The following is a 23,137-nucleotide window of genomic DNA, read 5'->3' on the forward strand; positions in this document are numbered from 1 at the left end:
CCCTGCCGGGCGAGGGGGGCTGGCTACACCCCCTCGCCCTGGGCGTGGCGTGGTTCACACGCGGCGGGCCTCCTTCCGGGGCGCGCGTCCTGTACCCTCGGCCGCTCCGAGCTCCACTAGTCAAATTTGAGGAATGCGCAGCGCTGTGACACCGCCCTCTGCCGCAACACCCTCCGAGATCTCCCTGCTCGCCCGCTGTCCGGCGGTCTTCCTCCCGGGCGACCCCGCCCGCACGGGGCGCGTGGCCTTCTGGCGGCCGGACGGCGACCCGCCCGCCGGACCCGGCGCCGTCGAAGATCTGACCGTGGCCGTCGCCGACGGGACCGGCGTCGGCACCCTGGACGTACGGGCCATGGTGCTGCCCGTACGCGATGCCGTGCCCGTGCTCACCCGCGCGCGGGCGGCACGCGCCGACGAGGCGGCGGCCTTCTGGGGAGCCGCCGCGGTGCTCGCCCTGCAACTGGCCGCCCGTGGCCGCCTGCTGCCCGGTCTGACGGCGACCGACCACGACGCCTGGCGCGCGGGACCGCTCGCCCCAGAGGACCTGGCCCGGGTGCGGGAGCTGGCCGCCGCCATGCCGCCCGCCGCGCACGCCGTGCCCCTGCCGGGCACCGGGCCGCTGCTGCTGCCCGATCCGGAGCGGCTCGTCCGCTCCTTCCTGGACGCGGTCGCCGACGGCCTGCCCCGCTCCCCCGCCGCGGCGCTGGCCGCGGGCGGACCCGCCTTCGCCGCGGCCGAACCGCAGCGGACGCCCGCGCGACGCGCCTGGGCGGACGCCGTCGCCGCCGGGCACGACGCGGGCGTACGCCTCTCGCTCCGGGTCGAGGTCCTGGGACTCGACGAGGAGGGGGCCGCGCCGCGTTTCCGGGCCGTGCTCCAACTGCACAGCCTCACCGACCCCGCCCTCGTCGCCGACGCCGCCGAGGTCTGGTCCGGGGCCTCCCCCGTGGCCGCCGCGCTCGGCCGGGGCGCGCGTATGAACGCCCTGCTCGCCCTGCGCCGCGCCGCGCACGCCTGGCCCGCGCTCACCCCGCTGCTGTCGGCCGCGGTGCCCGACGCGGTCGATCTCGCCGACGAGGAGGTCGGCGAGCTGCTCGGGGCCGCCTCGGCGGCGCTGGACGCCACCGGCGTCCAGGTGCACTGGCCCAAGGACATGGCGCGCGAGCTCACCGCGCGCGCCGTCGTCGGCCCACCCGCGGAGGAAGACGGAGACGGAGACGACCGTAAGGCGTTCGGCAAGGACCGCTCCGGGATGCCCTCCCTGCTGTCGGCGGACGCCCTGCTCACCTTCAGCTGGCGATTCGCCGTCGGCGACCAAGAGCTGACGAAGGAGGAGCTGGACCGGCTCGCCGAGGCCAGCCGGCCGGCCGTGCGCCTGCGCGACCAATGGGTGCTCGTCGACCCCGAGTCCGTCCGCCGCGCCCTCGGCCGGCGGGACCGCGCGCTCACCCCGGTCGAGGCGCTCGGCGCCGCCCTTACGGGCCACGCGCCCGCCAGGGAGGAAGGCGACGGCGAGGAGACCGTCGAGGTCGCGGCGACCGGCTGGCTGGCGGCGCTCCGGGACCGCATCGCCGACCCGGACGGCGGCGAGGAGCCGCTCGCCCAGCCCGCCGCGCTCGCCGCCACCCTGCGCGACTACCAGCTGCGCGGTCTGGCCTGGCTGCACCGGATGACCTCGCTCGGCCTCGGCGGCTGCCTCGCCGACGACATGGGCCTCGGCAAGACCATCACCCTCATCGCCCTGCACCTGCACCGCGGGACCCTCCCCGAGGCCGCCGGACCGACCCTGGTGGTCTGCCCGACCTCCCTGATGGGCAACTGGCAGCGCGAGATCGAGAAGTTCGCGCCCGGGACGCCCGTACGCCGCTTCCACGGCTCCGGGCGGACCCTGGACGGCCTGGCGGACGGCGAGTTCGTCCTCACCACCTACGGCACGATGCGCCTCGACACGGAGCGGCTGGCCGCCACCGGCTGGGGCATGGTCGTCGCCGACGAGGCACAGCACGTCAAGAACCCGTACTCCGACACCGCGAAGCGGCTGCGCGACATCGGCGCGAAGGCGCGGGTCGCGCTCACCGGCACACCGGTGGAGAACAACCTCTCCGAGCTGTGGGCGATCCTCGACTGGACGACGCCCGGGCTCCTCGGCTCCCTGGGCGCCTTCCGCAGGCGCTACGCCCAGGCGGTCGAGGGCGGTGCCGACCCGGCCGCCGCCGAGCGCCTGGCGGCCCTCGTGGGCCCGTTCCTGCTGCGCCGCCGCAAGTCCGACCCCGGGATCGCCCCCGAGCTGCCGCCGAAGACCGAGACGGACCGCGCGGTCGCGCTCACCAAGGAGCAGACGGGGCTGTACGAGGCCGTGGTGCGGGAGATCCTCGCCGAGGTCGAGGCGGCGGACGGCATCGAGCGGCGGGGGCTGATCGTCAAGCTCCTCACCGGACTGAAGCAGATCTGCAACCACCCCTCGCAGTACCTCAAGGAGCCCGGCAGCCCTCGGATCGCGGGCCGTTCGGGCAAGGTCGAGCTGCTGGACGAGCTGCTGGACACCATCCTCGCGGAGGGCGCGAGCGTGCTGGTGTTCACGCAGTACGTGCAGATGGCCCGGCTGCTGGAGCGGCACCTGGCGGACCGGGGCGTCGCGGCGCAGTTCCTGCACGGCGGTACGCCGGTGCCCCGGCGCGAGGAGATGGTCCGGCGCTTCCAGGACGGCGAGGTACCGGTCTTCCTGCTGTCGCTGAAGGCCGCCGGCACGGGCCTGAACCTCACCCGGGCCGGGCACGTGGTGCACTTCGACCGCTGGTGGAACCCCGCCGTCGAGGCTCAGGCCACCGACCGGGCCTACCGCATCGGCCAGACGCAGCCCGTGCAGGTGCACCGCCTGGTCACCGAGGGCACGATCGAGGACCGGATCGCGGAGATGCTCACCCGCAAGCAGGCCCTGGCGGACTCCGTGCTGGGCTCCGCGGAGGCGGCCGTGACCGAACTGACCGACGCCGAGCTCGCCGAGCTCGTCGCACTGAGGGGGGCGGGACGATGACCGGACAGGACAGCGTGGAGCGGACGTTCGCGGCGCTGCCGCCCGCGCCCGGGCAGGGCTTCGCCCGGAGCTGGTGGGGGCGCGCGTGGCTCAAGGCGCTGGAGGACACGGCGCTGGACGGCCAGCAGGTGAAGGCGGGGCGCCGGCACGCGCGCGCGGGCGCGGTGGGCGCGGTGTCCGTCCGGCCGGGCCGGATCACCGCGCTCGTGCGCGACCGCGACGGCACCGCGTACCGCTCCGATGTGATGGTCCAGCAGCTCTCCGCCGCCGAGTGGGACCGGCTGCTGGACCTGGTGGCCGACCGGGCCGGGTACATCGCCGCGCTCCTCGACCACGACATACCGTCGCACCTGGCCGAGGACGCGCTCGCGGCCGGTGTGGAGCTCCTGCCCGGCATCGGCGACCTGGAGCCGGAGTGCGGCTGCGAGGCATGGGACCACTGCCCGCACACGGCGGCCCTGTGCCATCAGATGGCCAGGCTCCTCGACGAGGACCCCTTCGTCCTGCTGCTGATGCGCGGACGCGGAGAGCGTGAGCTGCTGGACGACCTCCAGGCGCGCAGCGCCTCCCACGCACCGGAGCCGTCCGCCGAGGCGCCGCCCGGGATCCCCGCCCTGGAGGCCTTCGCCGCACGCACCGGCCCTCACGCCCTGCCCGGCCCGCCTCCGCCGGTGGACGCGCCCGGCAGGCCCCTCGCGCTCGTCGCCGATACCGCGCCCCCGCCCGGGCTCGACGTCGAGGCGCTGGAGTTCCTCGCCGCGGACGCCGCGGCCCGCGCCCGGCGACTGCTGGCGGAAGCCCTGGCGCCGGGACACGAACGGACGCCCGTACCGGCCGGCCTGACCGTGTCGCAGGACGCGGTCCGGCTCGCCGCCGCGGGCGCCCCCGCCCGGGTGGCCGCCAGGCTCGCGACGGGCTCGGGCCGCGACGGCGCCGCGCTGACGCGGGCCGTACGGGCCTGGGAGTGCGGCGGACCGGCCGCACTGGCCGTCCTGGAGGAGGAGTGGGCGCCGGAGCCCGAGGCGCTGGCGCGCGCCGGAGCCCAGCTGGCCGCGGCGTGGGAGGAGGGGCCGGCGCCCCGGCTGCGGGCGACGCGCAACCGGTGGACGGTCGTCGGCACCGCGGCGCAGTTGCGCTACGGGCCGGACGACCGCTGGTGGCCCTACCGCCGGGAGGGCGGCCACTGGCTGCCGGCCGGTCCCTGCGCACACGATCCGGCGACGGCGCTCGCCGAGCTCCTTACGGAGGGGAACGGATAAACCAAAGGCGACACAGTCGAGAAATCGAGCTTTCCAAGGCGATCGGTGACGTTTTGCCTATCAGTGCCAGAATATGGTGATCTAGTCTTCAATCACCTTCTGGTCACGGAAAGGTCCTTTGGGATGGCTTTCGCCCTGCTGCGCCGTTACAAGCGTTCTCCTTACCGGCAGAACGCACCGATCCCGTACGGCGCGGGGGCCCTCGACTGTGTCGTCCTCGACCCCGTGCGCCTGCCGATGCACAGAGCCGAGGTGTCCGTCCGGGACGTCCACGGCCAGGAGGTCGTCCACGGCCAGACCGACCCGCACGGCCGCTTCGCGGCGACCGTGGCGCCGGGCGAGTACAGCCTCGCCGTGACCGCCGAGGGGTTCACGCCCGTACGCCGCACGTTCCAGTCCGCGGACGGCGTACGGACCACCCTCGACCCGATGGCCCTGGAGCCGGCGCCGGCACCCTCCATGCCCTCGCCGGGCGCGTGGCGCATCGACCCCGACCACACCGCCGTGCGCTTCATCTCCCGGCACATCGGGCTCGCCGAGGTCCACGGCCGGTTCAACCGGTTCGAGGGCTCCCTGTGGATCGGCGAGCGCATGGAGGACTCCCGGCTCGACGTCGTCATCGAGACCGCGAGCATCGACACGGGCGTCGCCCAGCGCGACGCGCACCTGTGCTCCGCGGAGTTCCTCAACGTGGCCAAGTTCCCCCACATGCAGTTCACCAGCGAGCGCTTCGTCCACCGCGGTGGTTCGCGGTGGACCGTCCAGGGTGTGCTCAACCTCCACGGCGTCAGCCGGAACATCGCCCTCGACACCCGGTACCTGGGCATCGGCACCGGCATCATGGGCGAGACCCGCACCGCCTGCTCGGCCTCGACCGAGCTGCACCGCGAGGACTTCACCCTGGACTGGCGCTCGATGCTCCAGCGCGGCATCGCCATGATCGGCGCGACGATCCGGATCGAGCTCGACATCCAGGCCGTGCCCGCTCAGTGACCGGCGCCCGGCTCCCGGCCGGCGGTCACGACGGGCTTGCTGTCGGGGAGCCGCGGCAGCAGCTCGGTGGGGAACCCGCTGGGCCAGCTCGTGGGGAAGCCCGACGGCAGCTTGGTGGGCAGTTTCGTGGGCAGGCGCGTCGGCAGGCCGCTGGGCAGGGCCGTCGGCAGCCCCGACGGCAGTCCGCTGGGGAGGGAGAAGGACGGTGACGGCTCCGCGGACGGGTTTCTCCCGCCCGGCCCGTCCCGCTCCTCGCCGTCGCCGTCCCTGATGAACAGCACGGCCCCCAGCGCGAGCGCGGCGATGACCACCAGTACGGCCACGGCGACGGCGATCCGCCGGCCACCGCCCTCCCCGCCGGGCGGCGGCTCGGGATCCCAGGGCGGCCGGGCGGGACCGAACCCGCCCGGAGGCGGAGGCGGCGGGCCCGAGGGCGGACCGTAAGGCGGGCCGGGTGGGCCGGGGGGACCGGGTGGACCAGAAGAAGCGGTCATACGGACCAGGCTCCCCGCGTCCGCACCTCCGCCACCGCGCGATGACGGTACCGCCACATCTTCCGCTCCGGATCATGACATTCCACCGCCCGCCCGACAGCGCGCCCGCCTCCCGCGCCCGCCGGTACGGCCGGTCGTGCGACCGGGCGAAAACGCCGGCCCGTCACCGCGTGGCTCCCGCATCCGGTTTATCCCATAACCTTACGATCCGACGGTGGTTGTCGAACCGTACGCAGGGCATTCAGCCGGCCGCGCGGAGGAACGCCTCGAGCCCCGCCAGGTCGTCGGTGTTGAGGTGGTCCGCGCCGGCCGCGAGGAGTTCCCGCCAGACCGCTTCCCGCGCCGGGCCGGGCCGGTCGGGTGTGGCCCAGAAGCGCACCCGCCGGTGCTCGGCGTGCGCCAGGGACACGATCCGCACCAGCTCGGCCCGTTCCCGCTCGGGCATCGGGCCGACGCCCTGCCAGCTGAACTTGGTGTTCCAGTTGTCGCTGACGAGCGGGGCGAAGGAGGCCGGCACACCGGTGCCGAGGTCGGCGAGCCGGGCGTCGTAGAAGGCCCGTCGCACCCGTTCCGTCGCCATGGGCACCCGCGCGCCCCGGTCGCCGGAGACGACCGCGGTCACCGCGCCGTGGCGCACCCGCTCACCGACGCAGTAGCTGAGCATCGACCGGTAGCGCCGCAGGTGCCGGGCGAGCTCCCGGTAGGTGGCGGCGCCCTCGGTCTTGATGTCGACGAGCAGCTGCACGGACAGGTCGTACCCCTCGTAGACGCGGCCGTGCCCGGCTCTCACCCGGCGCAGCAGCGGTTCGAGGTAGAGCGATTCGAGGGTGCGGGAAGGGTCGAGCCCGGAGGCGTCGTGGGCGACGAGGAGCTTCCGGCCGACCAGCCAGATGTCCGCCTCGACGCTGCCGAACCCGTGGGAGAGCGCGTCGGCGAGCGGGTGCGGGTGCTCGTAGTCGTTGTGCGCGTGGGCGCGGGCCAGCGGTGGTCCGGCGGGCCCTTGGAGCCTGTCCGCCCCGGCCCGGGTGGCGGGCACGGCCAGGGCGGGTCCCGCGAGGGCTCCCGCGAGAGCGGCCCCGAGGGTGACGACGGCGGCGCGGCGCGTGCGCGGGGACGTGGCGGGGTTCACGACGGGGGGCATGGCAGGGGTCATGGCGTCTCCCGGGTCGGTGTGCGGCGGTGTGCGGCGGCCGGTGGCACGCGGGGGCCGGCTTCTGTGAGTATCCGGGCCCGACGGGCCGGTGGGCAGGGATGTGCCGAGAGTTGCCCGCGTCGACGTCGGTACGTTCCCTGTCGTTCTTTCGGGGCATGGTGAACTCTTTTGTGCCGTGCCAGAGTTGACGGGACCTCTGGGGTGACTGTGAAGAGACGTAGCAGCCGCGTGCGCGCGGTATTCGCGATTCTGATGGCATGGACCTCGCTGGTCGGCGGGGGAACGGCCTGGGCGGAGACGGGGCCGCGGACGGCCCTGCGGCTCGGTGCCCTCTCCCCGGTGGCGCCGGGCGTGACCTATCAGGAGTTCTCGCTGGCGGCCTCGCACGGCCCGGCGTACGGCCATCTCCTGACGGCGGATCTGGATGTCGCGGCGGTCTCGATGGACCTGCTGTACCCGGGCACGGTGGCCGCGCGGTCGACGGTCTCCCGGATGGTCTCCCAGCGCGGCGCGGTCGGCGGGATCAACGGGGACTTCTTCAACATCACGGAGACCCAGCACCCAGGGGTGGACGCGACCGGCGCCCCGGTGGGGCCGTCCGTCGCGAGCGGCCGCCGGCTCGGCGCCGCAGTGCCCAACGGCCAGCGCTTCGGGCCCGCGATGCCGACGGGCGTCACCACCCGCGACGTCATCGGCGTCGGCACGGACGGCAGGGCCCGGCTCGACCGGCTCACCCTGGACGGCACGGTGACCGCCGCGGGCCGCAGGCTGACGCTGCGCGGGCTGAACCAGTACGCCCTTCCGGTCGGCGGCATCGGCGCGTACACCCCCTCTTGGGGCGCCACCTCACGGGTCCGCGCCGTCTGCGGTACGGACACCGACCGGAGCGCGCCGTGCAGCGGTGACACCTACGAGGTGACCGTGCGGCGCGAGCGGGTGGCCTCCGTGGCGGAGCGGCCGGGACGCGGGACGATCGCCTCCGGATCGGTCGTGCTGGTGGGGCGCGAGGCGGGGGCGCGCGAGCTGCGCAAGCTGCGCGTGGGTGACAGGGTGCGCGTCAAGGAGCATCTGGACTCCGCCAAGCCCGGCGCCCTGCGCTTCGCGGTCGGGGGGTTCCCGGTGCTGCGCGGCGGGCAGCCTCTGGCGAGGCTGGACGGCGTCACCTCGGCCATCCGCTCCGCGGCGGGCTCGGGCGGCGGCGGGCGCGTCTTCTACCTGCTGGCGCTGGACGGCGCCGCCGACTACCGCACCGGTCTGACCATCGCCGAACTGGCCGACGTCATGCGGGAGCTCGGGGCCGACGACGCCCTGAACCTCGACGGCGGGGGTTCGAGCACGATGGTCACCCGCGACCCCGACGACGGCCGCACCGCGGTGCGCAACCATCCGTCGGGCGGGGCGGAACGAGCGGTCGCGAACGGCATCGGCATTTTTATCCGAACTTAACATCGTCGATCAATCCACCCATTCGAGTGACTGCGTCGGTCAAATCCCGCTGCTAGCTTCGACGTTGCGCAAGCGGAAAGCAACCGTCGGGGCCCGCAAGGGGCAGTTCCGCAATGGGATGGGTGGGAATTCGAATATGACGACGTCAGTGGAGACCGGCACCGACGCCGACAGTAATAACGGGCCGGGCTCCCTGAGCCTGGGCACCGCGGCCGCACGGAATCTGGCGACCACGACAAAGTCCGTACCCCAGATGCAGGGCATCTCCTCACGGTGGCTGCTGCGTCTCCTGTCGTGGGTCCATGTCCCCGGAGGTACGTACCGGGTCAACCGGCGGCTGACACACACACTGGGCGACGGCCGGGTGGAGTTCGTCTCCACCGGCGCGGAAGTGCGGGTCATCCCCGCGGAGCTGGGCGAGCTGCCGCTGCTGCGCGGCTTCTCCGACCCGGCGGTGCTGGAGGAGCTGGCGGGCCGCTTCACCCAGCGCGAGTACCGGCCCGGCGAGGTGCTGGTGGAGGCCGGGCAGCCGGCCGATCAGGTCGTCCTGATCGCCCACGGCAAGGTCCACAAGGAACGTGAGGGCGAGTACGGCGACCCGGCCGTGCTCGGTGTGCTGGCCGACGGCGGGTACTTCGGCGACCGGGCGCTCGCGGCGCCCGAGGCGAGCGAGTGGGACTTCACGGTCAAGGCCGTCACCGCCTGTACGGTGCTGACCCTGCCCCGCCAGGAGTTCGAGGCGGTCCTGGAGCGCTCGGAGGGGCTGCGCTCCCATGTCGCGGCGTTCCGCTCCACCACGAGCCGCCCGCAGAACGAGTACGGGGAATCGGCCATCGACGTCGCCTCCGGCCACTCGGGCGAGCCGGCCCTGCCCGGCGTCTTCGCCGACTACGAGTTGGCGCCCCGTGAGTTCGGGCTGAGCGTGGCGCAGACGGTGCTGCGGGTGCACACCCGTGTCGCCGACCTCTACAACGAGCCGATGAACCAGGTCGAGCAGCAACTCCGGCTGACGATCGAGGCGCTCCGCGAGCGCCAGGAACACGAGATGGTCAACAACCGCGAGTTCGGCCTGCTCCACAACGCCGACCTCAAGCAGCGCATCCACACCCGCACGGGCCCGCCCACCCCGGACGACCTCGACGAGCTGCTGGCCACCGTGTGGAAGGACCCCGGCTTCCTGCTGGCGCACCCCCGGGCGATCGCGGCGATCGCCCGCGAGTTCAACAGCCGGGGCATCTACCCCGACCCCGTGCAGGTCGGCGGCCACTCCGTGCCCGCCTGGCGAGGCGTGCCCATCTTCCCGTGCAACAAGATCCCGGTCACCGACAACGGCGTCAGCTCCATTCTGCTGATGCGGACCGGAGAGGACGCGCAGGGAGTGGTCGGCCTGCACCGTACGGGAATTCCCGACGAGTACCGCCCCAGTCTCTCCGTGCGGTTCATGGGAATCAGCGAGCAGGCCATCATCTCCTATCTCGTGAGCGCCTACTACTCCGCGGCCGTCCTGGTCCCCGACGCGCTGGGAATTCTGGAGAACGTCGAAGTCGGGCACTGACCCGTGGGGCACCGGACCGCCGGGTGCCCTCATCCGAAAAGCACCGCACATTTCCGCGCCGGAGAACGCAACAGCCGGACAACGCAACAGATGGGTGATGACCAGCTATGACCACGTCAGTGGAGCCCGATCACGCCGAGCGGACGGGCGAGTCCCAGCTGAGCCTGGGCACAGCCGCAGCACGGCAGCTCGCCACCACGACGAAGTCCGTACCGCAGATGCAGGGGATCTCCTCCCGCTGGCTGCTGCGGGTGCTGCCGTGGGTGCAGGTGTCCGCGGGCACGTACCGGGTGAACAGGCGACTGACCTACACCGTCGGGGACGGCCGGGTCGAGTTCATCTCGACCGGCACGGAGGTGCGGGTCATCCCGCCGGAGCTGGGCGAACTGCCCCTCCTGCGGGGCTTCGACGACAACACCGCGCTGGAGGCACTGGCGGACGGCTTCGTCCAGCGCGAGTACGCGGCGGGCGACACGCTCGTCGAGGTGGGCGCCCCGGCCGATCACATCTACCTGATCGCCCACGGCAAGCTCAACCGCACCGGCCCCGGCAAGTACGGCGACGAGACCGTGCTCGGCGTGCTGGCCGACGGGGACTACTTCGGCGAGACGGTGCCGCTGGAGCCGGACGGCACCTGGGCGTTCACGGTACGGGCCGTCACGCGCTGCACCGTGCTGGCGCTCCCCCTCCAGGCGTTCCAGGAGCTCGCCGACCGCTCCGAGGCGCTGCGCGAGCACGTCGCGGGCTTCGCCTCCCGGACCCACCCGCCGCTGAACCGGCGCGGTGAGGCCGACATCACGGTGACCTCCGGGCACACGGGCGAGCCGCCGATCCCGGGCACGTTCGTCGACTACGAGCCGGCGCCGCGCGAGTACGAACTGAGCGTGGCGCAGACGGTGCTGCGGGTGCACACCCGCGTCGCCGACCTCTACAACGAGCCGATGAGCCAGCTGGAGCAGCAGCTCCGGCTGACCGTCGAGGCGCTCCGCGAGCGCCAGGAACACGAGATGGTCAACAACCGCGAGTTCGGCCTGCTCCACAACGCCGACCTCAAGCAGCGCATCCACACCCGCACGGGCCCGCCCACCCCGGACGACCTCGACGAGCTGCTGGCCCGGCGCCGCAAGACGCAGTATCTGCTCGCCCATCCGCGCACCATCGCGGCGTTCGGCCGGGAGTGCACGAGCCGGGGTCTGTACCCGCAGGCCGTCGACGTCATGGGCACCGCGGTGCGGTCCTGGCGCGGGGTGCCGCTGCTGCCGTGCAACAAGATCCCGGTGACCGAGTCGGGGACGAGCTCGATCCTCGCCATGCGGACGGGCGAGGAGAACCAGGGCGTAGTGGGTCTGCACCAGACCGGCATCCCGGACGAGTACCAGCCGAGCCTCAATGTGCGCTTCATGGGCATCAGCGAGCAGGCGGTCTCGTCCTACCTGGTGAGCGCCTACTACTCCGCGGCCATCCTGGTGCCGGACGCGCTCGGTGTGCTGGAGGACGTCGAGATCGGTCGCGGGTAGCCGGACGGGTGGCCTGACCTCCGTGGTTCCCTCCCGCCGGTGCGGCCGGCCGGAGGGAGCCGCGGCGTCAGGGCCGTACGCCGCCGACGATGCGCGTGGTGGCGGAGATGCCGTCGTAGATGGTCGGGGCGACGCTCGTGCTCGCGAGGAAGAATCCGAGCAGGACGCAGACCAAGGCGTGCGAGGCCTTCAGCCCGCCGTTGCGGAGGAACACCACCGCCAGGATCAGCAGCAGTAGGACCACGGAGATCGAGACGGCCATGGCGAACCTTCCAGACGGCACCTTCCGGGCGGCGCGGTTGTCGCCAGTCTGTCCCATTGCGGCCTGATATCCACGAAGGCCGCCGTACTCCATTCGGGTACGAATTCACTGGTTCGGCCGTTTTCCCTTACTTTCGTATCTCTCGGTAGCTCCTGAAGCGGGAACGGCGCTCTACGCTCACGGGCGTGGCGAGATTCGTGGACGCGGTCAAGCGCTTGGTCGTAGGCAGGGCACTTCCCAGCGAGGGTCTTCAGGAGACGCTGCTGCCCAAGCGGCTGGCGCTGCCCATCTTCGCGTCCGACCCGCTCTCGTCCGTCGCCTACGCCACGCAGGAGATCCTGCTGGTGCTCACGCTCGGCGGCCTCGCCTATCTCCACTTCACCACCTGGGTGGCACTGGCGGTCGTGACGCTGATGGCCGTCGTGGTGCTGTCCTACCGGCAGGTCGTCCACGCCTATCCGTCCGGCGGCGGCTCGTACGAGGTGGTGTCGACCAACCTGGGCGCGTCGGCCGGGCTGGTCGTGGCCGCGTCGCTGCTGGTCGACTACGTGATGACGGTGGCGGTCTCCGTCGCCTCCGGCGTGGACAACATCATCTCCGCCTTCCCCTCCTGGAACGAGCACCGCACGGCCCTCGCGGTGGGGTTCGTGGTGCTGCTGGCGGCGGTGAACCTGCGCGGGCTGCGCGAATCCGGCCGGGCCTTCGCGGCTCCCACCTACCTCTTCGTCACCGGCATCGCCGTGCTCTGCGCGACCGGGCTGGTCCGCTGGGCCGCCGGCGACGCGCCGGTGGCGGAGTCCGCCCGCTACGGCATCGTCCCGGACCCGGGCGACACGGATCTGACGGGTCTGGCCCTGCTGCTCCTCGTGCTCCGGGCGTTCTCCAGCGGCTGTACGGCGCTCACCGGTGTGGAGGCCATCTCCAACGGCGTGCCCGCCTTCCGCAAGCCCAAGTCCCGCAACGCCGCGACGACGATGGCCGCGATGGGGCTGATCGCGGTGCTGATGTTCTCCGGGATCACCGCGCTGGCGCTGATCGCCGATGTGCGGATCGCCTCCGACACCTGCCGGCTGACCGGCTTCGAGGGGGACTGCGGGACCGTGCCGCAGCGCACCGTCATCGCGCAGCTCGCCGCGGCCGTCTTCGGCGGCCCGGACGGCTTCGGCTTCTTCTACATCCAGGCGGCCACCGCGCTGGTGCTGATCCTGGCCGCGAACACCGCGTTCAACGGCTTCCCGCTGCTGTCGTCCATCCTGGCCCAGCACCGCTACCTGCCGCACCAGCTGCACACGCGGGGCGACCGGCTCGCCTTCTCCAACGGCATCCTGGCCCTGGCCACGGTCGCCGCCGCCCTGCTGTGGGCCTACGACGCGTCCGTCACCAGCCTCATCCACCTCTACATCCTCGGCGTCTTCACCTCCTTCACGCTCTCCCAGACGGGCATGGTCCGGCACTGGAACGGCGAGCTGCGGGAGGGGCCCGCGCCGGCGGCGCGCCGGCGGATCCACACGGCGCGGGCGATCAACGCCCTGGGGGCCGGGGTCACCGGCCTGGTCCTGGTCATCGTGCTGCTGACGAAGTTCACCCAGGGCGCCTATCTCGCGGTGATCGCCGCGGTGCTGCTGTGGCTGATGATGCGCGGCATCCGGCGCCACTACGACAACACCGACGCCGAACTCGCCGTCACCGACGCCGCCGACGCGAGTGCCCTGCCGTCGCGGGTCCGCGCCGTCGTGCTCGTATCCAAGATCCACAAGCCGACGCTGCGGGCGCTCGCCTACGCGCGGGCCACCCGGCCCGACGCGCTGGAGGCCCTCAACGTGGCCGTCGAGGCCGAGGAGGCGCGGGCGCTGCGGGAGCGGTGGGACGCGTACGGCATCGAGGTGCCGCTCAAGACCCTGGAGTCCCCCTACCGCGAGGTGACGCGGCCGGTGGTGGGGTACGTGCGCGCGCTCAACCGCGACAGCCCGCGCGACATCGTGAGCGTGTTCGTCCCCGAGTACGTCGTGGGGCGCTGGTGGGAGAACGTCCTGCACAACCAGTCGGCGCTGTGGCTCAAGGGGCGGCTGCTGTTCGTCCCCGGCGTGATGGTCATCAGTGTGCCCTGGCAGCTCAGTTCGTCCGCCCACCGGCGCCACCGCACCGTGGCCCGGGCCCCCGGCTCGGTACGCCGAGGGGTGCCCGCGACCCTGCCGCGCCTCGTCCCGCCGGCCCCCACCGGCCCGGACGCCCCGGACGGGAGGGGGTGACGTCACCGGTGCGCGGTGCTCGGCGGGCATGCCGGGCGCGGCGTGCCTAGGCTGGCGGAATGAGCCGCACAGCCCCGGACGCGCAGCACGCCACGGGCCGGCCCGCCGCGGCGGAGCGGGCGCGGGACCGCCGGGAGGGCCCCGAGGGCCGGGGATCCGCCTGGCGCCGGCTGCTGCACCGGGTGCCCAACGGCTTCGCGATCTTCTTCGGGCTGCTGGGCCTGTTCTGCGCGGTCACGTCCTTGATCACACCCCTGCGGCGCGCGGCGCGGCCGCTGACCGACGCGCTGGACACGCTGACGGTCCCGACGGCCCCGAACCTCGCCTACGCGGTCTTCCTGCTGCTCCTGGCGGCGGCGATGGCGGCCCGCAAGCGGGTCACGCTCTGGTTCGTCCTGGGTTACCTGACCCTGCTGCTGATCGCCGACGTGCTGCTGCTGGCCGTGGGCTACTGGGACACGATCCCCTCGCTCGTGCTCTGCGTCGCCGCGATGGCGCTGCTGGTCCTGGCCCGGCGGGAGTTCTACGCGGCGTCGCGGCGCGGCGCGTTCCTGCGGGCGCTGCTGGTGCTGGCGGCCGGTCTCGGCGCCGCGGTGCTGCTGGGCTGGGGGCTGGTGTCGCTGTTCCCGGGCTCGCTGGAGCCCGGCGGCGGCAACCGGCTGCTGTTCGTCGCCAACAAGGTGTGCGGCGGTCTGGTCAGCGGCCGGCACTTCGACGGGCACCCGCCGCACTGGCTGTACTTCCTGCTCGGTCTGCTGGGCGCGCTGGCGCTGCTCAACGCCGCGATGACGCTCTTCCGCTCGCAGCGTCTGGAGGCGGCGCTGCACGACGACGAGGAGCCGCGCATCCGCGCCCTCCTCGGCCGCTACGGCAGCCAGGACTCGCTGGGCTATTTCGCGACCCGCCGGGACAAGGCCGTGGTGTTCTCCCCGAGCGGGAAGGCCGCGGTCACCTACCGCGTCGAGGCCGGGGTCGCGCTGGCCTCCGGCGATCCGCTGGGCGATCCGGAGGCGTGGACGCCGGCGATCGACGCGTGGCTGGAGCTCGCGGGCCGCTACGGCTGGCAGCCGGCCGTGATGGGGGCCAGCGAGGCCGGGGCCAAGGCGTACGCGCGCTCGGGGCTGGGCGCGCTGCAACTGGGCGACGAGGCGATCCTCCAGGTCCCGGCGTTCGACCTCGACGGCCGGGAGATGCGGGTGACCCGGCAGGCCGTCAACCGGGTGGAGCGGACGGGCGCGACCACCCGGATCCGGCGCCACTCGGCGCTCTCGGACGAGGAGATGGGTGAGGTCATCCACCGCGCCGACGCCTGGCGGGACACCGAGACCGAGCGCGGCTTCTCGATGGCGCTGGGCCGGCTGGGCGACCCGGCGGACGGCGACTGCCTGCTGGTCGAGGCGTTCGACAACGAGGGCAGGATGATCGCGCTGCTGTCGTTCGTGCCCTGGGGGCGCGACGGGGTGTCGCTGGACGTGATGCGCCGGGACCGGGCCGCGCCCAACGGCGTCATGGAGTTCATGGTCGCCCAGCTGTGCGCGCAGGCGGGCCGGTTCGGCGTCAAGCGGGTCTCGCTGAACTTCGCGGTCTTCCGGTCCGCGTTCGAGGAGGGCGCCCGGATCGGCGCGGGGCCGGTGCTGCGGCTGTGGCGGCGGCTGCTGCTGTTCTTCTCCAAGTGGTGGCAGCTGGAGGCGCTCTACCGCTCGAACGTGAAGTACAACCCGGAGTGGCACCCGCGGTTCCTCTGCTACGCGGACACGGGTGCCCTGGCCCGGATCGGGCTGGCGGCGGGCATCGCGGAGGGCTTCGTCTCGGTGCCGAGCCTGGGCACGCTGTGGCGCCGGGGCCGGCGGCCCCGGGGCGTCGTCTCCCCCGCCTCGACGGCGGGCCTGCCGTCGCTGTCCGAACTCGGCCTCGCCGACACCGGGGAGGCCGCGGAGCGGGACGAGCTCGCGGGCCTGCCCGAGCAGGTGCGGGTGCGGCGGAACAAGCTGGAGCGGCTGCGGGCCGCGGGGGTCGACCCCTATCCGGTCGACGCCCGCCGCACGCACTCCCTCGCCGCCGTGCGGGCCGCGCACCCGGGCCTGCCGCCCTCGGTCCGTACGGGCGAGCGGGTAACGGTGGCCGGGCGGGTGCTGCTGGTGCGCAACCACGGCGGGGTCGCCTTCGCGGTGCTGCGCGACTGGTCGGGCGATCTCCAGCTGACCTTCACCCGCGACGACTCGGGGGCGGCGTGCCTGCGGGCCTTCGCCGCCCACGTCGACCTCGGTGACCACATCGAGGCCGAGGGCGAGGTGGGCACCACCGACCGCGGCGAGCTCACCGTCTTCGTGACCCGGAGCCGGATGATCGCCAAGTGTCTGCGCCCGCTCCCGGACAAGCGCCGGGGACTGGCCGACCCCGAGGCGCGGGTGCGGATGCGCTATGTGGACCTCGCGGTCTCGCCGGAGGCCCGGCAGACCGTGCGGGCCCGGAGCGCGGCCGTCCAGGCGCTCCGGCAGGGGCTGCTCGACCGGGGCTATCTGGAGGTCGAGACGCCGATGCTCCAGCAGATCCACGGCGGTGCGAACGCCCGGCCCTTCACCACCCACATCAACGCCTACGACCTCGACCTGTATCTGCGGATCGCGCCCGAGCTGTATCTGAAGCGGCTGTGCGTGGGAGGCATGGAAAAGGTCTTCGAAATGGGCCGCACCTTTCGCAACGAGGGCGTCTCGTACAAGCACAATCCCGAATTCACGATGCTGGAGGCGTATCAGGCGTTCGCGGACTACGACGTGATGCTCGACCTCACCCGTGAGCTGATCCAGGGGGCGGCCGTCGCGGCCCACGGTTCGGCGGTGGCGCTGCGGGCGGACGCCGGGGGCAGGCTGGTCGAGCACGACATCTCGGGCCCGTGGCCGGTGAAGACCGTCTACGGCGCGCTCTCGGAGGCGCTCGGTGAGGAGGTCGGCGCGGACACGTCCGTGGCCGCCCTGCGCCGGCACTGCGACGCCGCCGGGGTGCCGCACAAGCCGGAGCACGGGCGCGGGGACATCGTGCTGGAGATGTACGAGCGGCTGGTCGAGGAGCGCACGGAGCTGCCGGTCTTCTACAAGGACTTCCCGACCGACGTCTCGCCGCTCACCCGGCCGCACCGGACGGACCCGCGGCTGGCCGAGCGCTGGGACCTCGTGGCCTTCGGCACGGAGCTGGGGACGGCGTACTCGGAGCTCATCGATCCGGTGGAGCAGCGGCGCCGGCTGACGGCGCAGTCGCTGCTGGCGGCGGGCGGTGACCCGGAGGCGATGGAGCTGGACGAGGACTTCCTGCGGGCGCTGGAGTACGCGATGCCGCCGACGGGCGGGCTCGGGGTGGGGGTGGACCGGCTGGTCATGTTCCTGACGGGGCTGTCGATCCGCGAGACGCTGCCGTTCCCGCTGGTGCGCAGGCGCTGACCACCACTTAAAAGGATTCCTTTGAGAGAGAAATAGAATTCATTATTTGCCTTATAGATCGCCCGTTGTTAATTTGACGGCTCAGTCCTTTCCGACCGAGCTGGTGGTGTTTTCCATGGCGGCACAGCGTGCGGCGACCCCTTGGCTTCCCATGGCCACGACGGCGGTGCTGTGGGGATCCGCGTTCACCGCGATCCAGGTCGCGCTGCCGGACTACTCCCCCGCCGCGATCGCCCTGCTGCGGATCACCGTCACCGTGGTGCTGCTCCTGCCGTTCCTGGCGCTCGGGAAGATCGGCCGGCTGCGGCGCGCCGACGCCCTGCGCATGGCGGCGTTCGGCCTCACCGGCATGACGGCCTACCAGGTGCTGCTGTGCGCGGGTGAGGAGAGCGTCGACGCGGGCACCGCGGCGATGCTGATCGCCGCCTCGCCGGTCTTCACCACCGTCCTCGGCATGGCCTTCCTCGGCGACCGGCCCGGCCGGCGCGGACTGGCCGGGCTGGGCGTCGCCCTCTCCGGCGCGCTGCTGGTCGCGGTCACGACCGGCGGGGGCAGCGGCTCCCTCATGGGCGCGCTCATGGTCCTGGCCGCCGCCGCGACCCAGGCCACCTCCTTCGCGCTCCAGAAGCCGCTGCTGAAGAAGTACTCCGGCGCCGAATGCGTCTTCTACGGCAGCCTCTTCGGCCTGCTGCCCCTGCTGGCCACGGCGCCCGGCGCCGTCGGGCAGATCGCGGCGGCCGACGGCCACCGCACCGCGGCGGTCCTCTGGCTGGGCATCGGCTGCACCGCGATGGCCTTCTGGACCTGGTCGCGCACCCTGCGCGCGACGACCGCCTCCACGGCCTCGCTCGTGCTCTACGCGGTGCCGGTCGCCGCGCTCGCCCTGGACGCGGCCCTGCTCGGGAACGTCCCCGCGCCGACCGCCGTCGGCGGTGGCCTGCTCGTCCTGGCCGGCGTCGCCGTCGCGACGGTGCGCCGCGCGGCCGCGCCGCGGTCGAGGACCGTGGCCTCCGGACCGGGCACCGGCGCGCCCGAGCGGGAGCCGGCCGGGGCCGGCGCCCGCTCCTGAGAGCCCCGCGCGGACAGCCGCGTCAGTCCTGCGGGCCCGGCAGGTCCACCAGCCGGGCCAGGGCCTCGCGGTGCCGCCCCGGAGTGCCGAGCGCGAGCTCGGCACTCTTGGCGCGCTTGAGGTAGAGGTGGGCCGGGTGCTCCCAGGTCATGCCGATGCCGCCGTGGAGCTGCACGCACTCCTGCGCGGCCCGCACCGCGACCTCACCGCAGTACGCCTGCGCGACGGCGACGGCGACCGCCGTGTCCGCCGAGCCGGTGGCGAGCGCGTCGGCGGCGTTGCGCGCCACGGCACGGGCGGAGGCGACCTCCAGCCACAGGGCCGCCAGCCGGTGCTTGAGCGCCTGGAACGAGCCGACGGGGCGGCCGAACTGCCGCCGCTCGCCCGTGTAGCGCACCGTCTCCTCCAGGCACCACTCCGCGACCCCGAGCTGCTCCGAGGCGAGCAGACCGGCGCCGGCGAGCAGCGCGGCGTCGACGGCGGCCCGGGCCCGGCCGGGCCCGGCGAGGGGGCTGCCCGGGGCCTCGGTGAGAGTGACACGGGCGATCGGCCGGGTGAGGTCCAGCGAGGTGACCGGGGTGATCCGCACACCTTCCCCGCCGGCGTCCACGGCGTACAGCCCGGTGTCCGCGGGAACGAGCAGGAGGTCCGCCCCGGCCGCGCCCGCGACGGCGGTGACCTCGCCGCTGAGCAGCGGCCGCCGTCCGGCGCCGGCGACCCGTACGTTCCGCGCCTGCCCGGCGCCCGGCGGGGTCGTCAGCGGCACGGCGAGGGCACCCACCCGGCGGCCCCCGGCGAGCGCGGCGAGCGGCGCGGCCACCTCGTCGTCGCCGGTGTCGCAGCCGAGGAGGGTGGTGACCGCCAGGACGGCGCTGGTGAGGTAGGGCACGGGGGCGACGGCGCGGCCCAGCTCCTCCAGGACGACGGCCGTCTCGCGCGCGGACGCGCCCTGTCCGCCGAGCTTGTCGGGCACCAGGAGCCCGGCCGTCCCCATGCCGGAGGCCAGGGACCGCCAGAGCTCCGCGTCGTACGGCCGGCCGCTCTCGGCCCCGGCGAGCACCGAGGCGGGGGCGCCGCGGTGGGTGAGCAGGGAGCGGACGGCCGCGCGCAGGTCCTCCTCGGCCTCCGAGTGCAGCAGGTCGGGCGGTGCGGCGGAGGCGGCGGTGGAGGGCGGCGGGGTCATCGGGGCAGGTCCTTCCACGGGAGGTCCTTGTCGGTACGGGGCTCGGGCGGCAGCCCCAGGACGCGCTCGGCGACGATGTTGAGCAGCACCTCCGAGGTGCCGCCCTCGATGGAGTTGCCCTTGGCCCGCAGATAGCGGTAGCCGGCGTCACGGCCCGTGAAGTCGACGACCTCGGGCCGGGTCATGGTCCAGTCGCCGTACGCCAGGCCGTCCTCGGCGAGCAGCTCGACCTCCAGGCCGCTGAGCTCCTGGTTGAGGCGGGCGAAGGACAGCTTCAGGCCGGAGCCCTCCGGCCCGGGGCGGCCGCGCCGCAGCTGCTGGCGCAGCCGCTCGCCGGTGAGCCGGGCGGCCTCCGCCTCCACCCACAGCCTCAGCAGCCGCTGGTGGAGGTCGTGGGTGCGCAGCTCGGGGTGGGCGCGCCAGGTGTCGGCGACGAGGCCGAGCAGGCCCGTCTCCCTGGTCCCGCCGGGCGTGCCGGGCTCGGCGCTGCCGCCGATGGCGACCCGCTCGTTCATGAGGGTGGTCCGCGCGACCCGCCAGCCCTCGCCGACGGCGCCGAGGCGGTGGGCGTCGGGGACGCGCACGCCGGTCAGGAACACCTCGTTGAACTCGGCCTCGCCGGTGATCTGGCGCAGCGGCCGCACCTCGACGCCCGGGTCGGTCATGTCGCAGACGAAGTAGGTCAGGCCCGCGTGCTTGGGCACCGTGGGGTCCGTGCGGGCGAGGAGGATCGCCCAGCGGGCGAGGTGCGCGCTGGAGGTCCACACCTTCTGGCCGTCGACCCGCCAGCCGTCGCCGTCACGCACCGCCCTGGTGGCGAGCGCGGCCAGGTCGGAGCCCGCGCCGGGCTCGCTGAAGAGCTGGCACCACACCTCCTCGCCGGTCCACAACGGGCGCAGGAAACGCCGCTTCTGCTCGTCGGTGCCGTACTGGAGGAGGGTGGGCGCGGCCATGCCGAGGCCGATGCCGATGCGGCGGGGGTCGTTCCCGGGGGCGCCGGCCGCGGCCAGTTCGGCGTCGACGACGGGCTGGAGGGCGCGCGGCGCCCCCAGCCCGCCGAGGCCCGCGGGGAAGTGGACCCAGGCGAGCCCGGCGTCGAAGCGGGCCCGCAGGAAGTCGAGCCGTGGTGTGGTGGCGGGGTCGTGGGCGGCGAGCAGCGCGGCGGTACGGGCGCGCAGCCCGGCGGCGTCGGCCGCCTCCGGGTCGGCCGGGCCGGGGTGGGTGGAGCTCATCAGGGCGCCTCCTCGGCGGGAACGACGACGATCCGGCCGGTCGTGGTGCCGTCGGCGACGCGCTGGACGGCGTCGGCGGCGGCCTCCAGCGGCACCCGCTCGCTCACGAGGGGGCGGACCGCTCCCTGGTCGGCGAGGTGCGTCAGCTCGTCGTGGCAGGCGCGGACGGCGGCCGGGTCCTTGGTCTGGTACAGGCCCCAGTGCAGGCCCAGGATCGTGTAGTTCTTCACCAGGGCGTGGTTGAGGGCGGCTTTCGGAACGGTGCCGCTGGCGAAGCCGACGACCACGATACGGCCCTCGAAGGCGACGCACTTGGTGGACCACGCGAAGGCGTCGCCGCCGACCGGGTCGTAGACGACGTCCGCCCCGCGGCCGCCGGTCGCCTCCTTCACCGCCGCGACGACGTCGTCGGCGCGGCGGTCCAGCACCAGGTCGCAGCCCAGTTCCCGGGCGGTGCGCGCCTTGTCCGGGCCGCCGGCGACACCGATGACGGTGGCCCCGGCGGCCTTGCCGAGCTGAACGGCCGCGCTGCCGACGCCGCCGGCCGCCGCGTGGACGAGGAGGGTCTCGCCGGCGCGGAGCCGGGCGCGGCGGTGCAGGCCGAACCAGCCGGTCTGATAACCGATGTGGAGGGCGGCTGCCTCGGCGTCGTCCAGGGCCGCGGGGACGGGCAGGGCGCTCCGGGCGTCGACGACCGTACGTTCGGCGAAACCGCCCGACGGGAGGGCCGGTCGCGCGAGGATCCGGGCCCCGACCGTGCCCTCGGCGCCCTCGCCGGGCGCGAGGACCTCGGCGCAGAGCTCGACGCCCGGGGTGAACGGCAGGGGCGGGCTGACCTGGTACTGACCTCTGCACAGCAGCGCGTCGGGGAAGTTGACGTTCGCGGCCCGGACCCGGACGAGGAGCTGACCCGGGCCGGGCGTGGGGTCCGGGGTGTCCTCCAGGCGCATCACCGTGCGGGGTTCGCCTGTTCGGTGCACTCGCCATGCCTTCATGGGGCCTCCGTGGTGGGGTGAGCCGCGGTCGGACGCGTCGCATACTAAGCGGTCGGTAAGGGCCGGGAACAGGGGTCCGCGCCCGCCGGAAGGGCTGGTTCCCGCTCTCGGACGCCGTGCGGGCGGTGCGGGTCGCCGGACCGGACGGCGGCGCGGCGCCGCCCGGGGGCCGTTCAGGCGGGCGCCCGGCCCGTCGAATCGCGGCGTGCCAGGCGGGGGGTCGGCGCCTGGACCCGCCGTGCCGGCGCACCGTCCAGCAGGGCCGTCAGGAGTTCCGCCGCCTGCCTGCCGAAGGCGGCCGTGTCGCGGGTGAGCGAGGTCAGCGCCGGGTGGGAGCTGCGGCAGAGGACCGAGTCGTCCCAGGCGACGATCGACAGCCGGTCCGGCACGGGCACACCGCGCTCCGCCGCCACGGCCAGCCCCGCCACGGCCATCACGTCGTTGTCGTAGACGAGCGCGGTGGGCGGCCGCTCGCCGGCCAGCAGCCGGCGGGTGGCTTCGGCACCTTGTGCGTCGGAGTAGTCCGTGGTCACGGAGGTGACGTCGGGCAGGCCGCGCCGGGCGGCCTCGGCACGCAGGCAGGCCATGCGGCGCCGGGTGTGGGCGAGTTCGGGGAGGCCCGCGATGTGCGTGATGCGGCGGTGGCCAAGGGCGTGGAGGTGACCGACGATGGAGGCCATCGCCCCGGTGTCGTCGGCCCAGAGGTTGGAGATCACTCCGTGGGGCGGACCGGGGACGCCTCCGTTCCCATGCGCGCCGGGGACGCCGTCGAGGGCGCCGATCACCACCGCGGGCAGGCCGAGCCCGTCCAGCAGCGCCGGCCGGGGGTCCTCGGCGCGCGGGTCGACGACGAGGAGACCGTCCACGCGGCGCTCGGCCCACCAGCGGCGGTGCACGTCGCACTCGGCGCCGACGTCCTCCACCAGCTGGAAGAGCAGCCCGAGGCGGCGCACGGCGAGGGCTTCCTGGACGCCGGAGACGAGCTGGAGGAAGAACGACTCGACACCCAGGGTGCGGGCGGGCCGGGCGAGGACCAGCCCCACGGTGGCCGCTCCCTCCCCGGACAGGGCGCGGGCCGCGGTGCTGGGCTGCCAGCCGAGCTGTTCGGCGACGCGCCGCACCCGTGCGCGGGTGGCCTCCGAGACGCCCGGCCGGCCGTTGAGCGCGAAGGACACGGCGCTCTCCGAGACCCCCGCGCGGCGGGCGATGTCCTTCATGGTCGGCCGGCGGGCCGGCGTCCGGCGCATGGCTCTCCCTCCGTC

The 23,137-nt window shown here is 73.9% G+C and carries 16 protein-coding genes; 9 read left to right on the forward strand and 7 right to left on the reverse strand.

Annotation, left to right across the window (positions count from 1 at the left end):
* The first annotated feature begins 133 nt into the window (after window positions 1-133).
* The 3 genes from SMD11_RS03655 to SMD11_RS03665 all read left to right on the forward strand — a co-directional run bounded on the left by SMD11_RS03655 (window position 134) and on the right by SMD11_RS03665 (window position 5,286).
* Window positions 134-3,034, forward strand: a complete 2,901-nt coding sequence (locus SMD11_RS03655; RefSeq protein ID WP_199843789.1) for a DEAD/DEAH box helicase — start codon at window positions 134-136, stop codon at window positions 3,032-3,034.
* Window positions 3,031-4,293 carry an SWF or SNF family helicase gene (locus SMD11_RS03660; RefSeq protein ID WP_087925041.1) on the forward strand — a complete coding sequence of 421 codons (1,263 nt, stop codon included), beginning with the start codon at window positions 3,031-3,033 and terminating at the stop codon, window positions 4,291-4,293. Before SMD11_RS03655 ends, SMD11_RS03660 begins: the two co-directional genes overlap by 4 nt.
* 123 nt (window positions 4,294-4,416) lie before the next feature.
* Complete coding sequence (locus SMD11_RS03665; RefSeq protein WP_087925042.1) at window positions 4,417-5,286, forward strand: YceI family protein; 870 nt, start codon at window positions 4,417-4,419, stop codon at window positions 5,284-5,286.
* On the opposite strand, the gene SMD11_RS03670 is transcribed toward SMD11_RS03665, so the two are convergent.
* Complete coding sequence (locus SMD11_RS03670; RefSeq protein WP_234365876.1) at window positions 5,280-5,609, reverse strand: hypothetical protein; 330 nt, start codon at window positions 5,607-5,609, stop codon at window positions 5,280-5,282. The two genes, SMD11_RS03665 and SMD11_RS03670, sit on opposite strands and share 7 nt — an antisense overlap.
* A gap of 412 nt (window positions 5,610-6,021) precedes the next feature.
* Window positions 6,022-6,921, reverse strand: a complete 900-nt coding sequence (locus tag SMD11_RS03675) for a phosphatidylinositol-specific phospholipase C/glycerophosphodiester phosphodiesterase family protein (RefSeq protein WP_234365877.1) — start codon at window positions 6,919-6,921, stop codon at window positions 6,022-6,024.
* 264 nt (window positions 6,922-7,185) lie between these two features.
* On the opposite strand from SMD11_RS03675, the gene SMD11_RS03680 reads away from it, so the two are divergent.
* From SMD11_RS03680 to SMD11_RS03690, 3 genes are all read left to right on the forward strand, one after another.
* On the forward strand, window positions 7,186-8,379 hold the full coding sequence (locus SMD11_RS03680; protein ID WP_087925045.1) for a phosphodiester glycosidase family protein: 1,194 nt from the start codon (window positions 7,186-7,188) through the stop codon (window positions 8,377-8,379).
* A gap of 136 nt (window positions 8,380-8,515) precedes the next feature.
* Window positions 8,516-9,934: a family 2B encapsulin nanocompartment shell protein gene (locus tag SMD11_RS03685; RefSeq protein ID WP_087925046.1), complete on the forward strand. Its 1,419-nt coding sequence runs from the start codon at window positions 8,516-8,518 to the stop codon at window positions 9,932-9,934.
* 107 nt (window positions 9,935-10,041) lie between these two features.
* Window positions 10,042-11,451: a family 2B encapsulin nanocompartment shell protein gene (locus tag SMD11_RS03690; protein WP_087925047.1), complete on the forward strand. Its 1,410-nt coding sequence runs from the start codon at window positions 10,042-10,044 to the stop codon at window positions 11,449-11,451.
* A 67-nt stretch (window positions 11,452-11,518) separates the two neighbouring features.
* Here SMD11_RS03690 and SMD11_RS03695 read toward each other — a convergent pair whose 3' ends face one another.
* On the reverse strand, window positions 11,519-11,713 hold the full coding sequence (locus tag SMD11_RS03695; protein WP_087925048.1) for a hypothetical protein: 195 nt from the start codon (window positions 11,711-11,713) through the stop codon (window positions 11,519-11,521).
* A 185-nt stretch (window positions 11,714-11,898) separates the two neighbouring features.
* On the opposite strand from SMD11_RS03695, the gene SMD11_RS03700 reads away from it, so the two are divergent.
* The 3 genes from SMD11_RS03700 to SMD11_RS03710 all read left to right on the forward strand — a co-directional run bounded on the left by SMD11_RS03700 (window position 11,899) and on the right by SMD11_RS03710 (window position 18,465).
* Window positions 11,899-13,962 carry an APC family permease gene (locus SMD11_RS03700; RefSeq protein WP_087925049.1) on the forward strand — a complete coding sequence of 688 codons (2,064 nt, stop codon included), beginning with the start codon at window positions 11,899-11,901 and terminating at the stop codon, window positions 13,960-13,962.
* Between the two features lie 59 nt (window positions 13,963-14,021).
* Window positions 14,022-17,396 carry a bifunctional lysylphosphatidylglycerol synthetase/lysine--tRNA ligase LysX gene (lysX, locus tag SMD11_RS03705; protein ID WP_087925050.1) on the forward strand — a complete coding sequence of 1,125 codons (3,375 nt, stop codon included), beginning with the start codon at window positions 14,022-14,024 and terminating at the stop codon, window positions 17,394-17,396.
* 115 nt (window positions 17,397-17,511) lie between these two features.
* Window positions 17,512-18,465, forward strand: coding sequence for a DMT family transporter (locus SMD11_RS03710; protein ID WP_234365878.1), 954 nt, complete (start codon window positions 17,512-17,514; stop codon window positions 18,463-18,465).
* A gap of 22 nt (window positions 18,466-18,487) precedes the next feature.
* Here SMD11_RS03710 and SMD11_RS03715 read toward each other — a convergent pair whose 3' ends face one another.
* The 4 genes from SMD11_RS03715 to SMD11_RS03730 all read right to left on the reverse strand — a co-directional run bounded on the left by SMD11_RS03715 (window position 18,488) and on the right by SMD11_RS03730 (window position 23,122).
* The gene (locus SMD11_RS03715; protein ID WP_087925052.1) at window positions 18,488-19,648 is read right to left on the reverse strand and encodes an acyl-CoA dehydrogenase family protein; all 1,161 of its coding nucleotides are present in this window, start codon (window positions 19,646-19,648) and stop codon (window positions 18,488-18,490) included.
* Window positions 19,645-20,880 carry an acyl-CoA dehydrogenase family protein gene (locus SMD11_RS03720; RefSeq protein ID WP_087925053.1) on the reverse strand — a complete coding sequence of 412 codons (1,236 nt, stop codon included), beginning with the start codon at window positions 20,878-20,880 and terminating at the stop codon, window positions 19,645-19,647. The genes SMD11_RS03715 and SMD11_RS03720 overlap by 4 nt, the downstream gene beginning before the upstream one ends.
* Window positions 20,880-21,875 carry an NADPH:quinone oxidoreductase family protein gene (locus SMD11_RS03725; protein ID WP_087925054.1) on the reverse strand — a complete coding sequence of 332 codons (996 nt, stop codon included), beginning with the start codon at window positions 21,873-21,875 and terminating at the stop codon, window positions 20,880-20,882. Before SMD11_RS03725 ends, SMD11_RS03720 begins: the two co-directional genes overlap by 1 nt.
* A 173-nt stretch (window positions 21,876-22,048) precedes the next feature.
* Window positions 22,049-23,122, reverse strand: a complete 1,074-nt coding sequence (locus SMD11_RS03730; RefSeq protein ID WP_087925055.1) for a LacI family DNA-binding transcriptional regulator — start codon at window positions 23,120-23,122, stop codon at window positions 22,049-22,051.
* Between the last annotated feature and the right edge of the window lie 15 nt (window positions 23,123-23,137).

It is taken from the genome of Streptomyces albireticuli (assembly GCF_002192455.1).
GTDB classification, from domain to species: domain Bacteria; phylum Actinomycetota; class Actinomycetes; order Streptomycetales; family Streptomycetaceae; genus Streptomyces; species Streptomyces albireticuli_B.

Excerpts from the sequence above, each read along its gene's own strand:
- SMD11_RS03655 (WP_199843789.1), top strand. The coding sequence starts at position 134 with ATGCGCAGCGCTGTGACACCGCCCTCTGCCGCAACACCCTCCGAGATC.
- SMD11_RS03660 (WP_087925041.1), top strand. The coding sequence starts at position 3,031 with ATGACCGGACAGGACAGCGTGGAGCGGACGTTCGCGGCGCTGCCGCCC.
- SMD11_RS03665 (WP_087925042.1), top strand. The coding sequence starts at position 4,417 with ATGGCTTTCGCCCTGCTGCGCCGTTACAAGCGTTCTCCTTACCGGCAG.
- SMD11_RS03675 (WP_234365877.1), bottom strand. The coding sequence starts at position 6,921 with ATGCCCCCCGTCGTGAACCCCGCCACGTCCCCGCGCACGCGCCGCGCC.
- SMD11_RS03680 (WP_087925045.1), top strand. The coding sequence starts at position 7,186 with ATGGCATGGACCTCGCTGGTCGGCGGGGGAACGGCCTGGGCGGAGACG.
- SMD11_RS03685 (WP_087925046.1), top strand. The coding sequence starts at position 8,516 with ATGACGACGTCAGTGGAGACCGGCACCGACGCCGACAGTAATAACGGG.
- SMD11_RS03690 (WP_087925047.1), top strand. The coding sequence starts at position 10,042 with ATGACCACGTCAGTGGAGCCCGATCACGCCGAGCGGACGGGCGAGTCC.
- SMD11_RS03695 (WP_087925048.1), bottom strand. The coding sequence starts at position 11,713 with ATGGCCGTCTCGATCTCCGTGGTCCTACTGCTGCTGATCCTGGCGGTG.
- lysX (WP_087925050.1), top strand. The coding sequence starts at position 14,022 with ATGAGCCGCACAGCCCCGGACGCGCAGCACGCCACGGGCCGGCCCGCC.
- SMD11_RS03710 (WP_234365878.1), top strand. The coding sequence starts at position 17,512 with ATGGCGGCACAGCGTGCGGCGACCCCTTGGCTTCCCATGGCCACGACG.
- SMD11_RS03715 (WP_087925052.1), bottom strand. The coding sequence starts at position 19,648 with ATGACCCCGCCGCCCTCCACCGCCGCCTCCGCCGCACCGCCCGACCTG.
- SMD11_RS03720 (WP_087925053.1), bottom strand. The coding sequence starts at position 20,880 with ATGAGCTCCACCCACCCCGGCCCGGCCGACCCGGAGGCGGCCGACGCC.
- SMD11_RS03725 (WP_087925054.1), bottom strand. The coding sequence starts at position 21,875 with ATGAAGGCATGGCGAGTGCACCGAACAGGCGAACCCCGCACGGTGATG.
- SMD11_RS03730 (WP_087925055.1), bottom strand. The coding sequence starts at position 23,122 with ATGCGCCGGACGCCGGCCCGCCGGCCGACCATGAAGGACATCGCCCGC.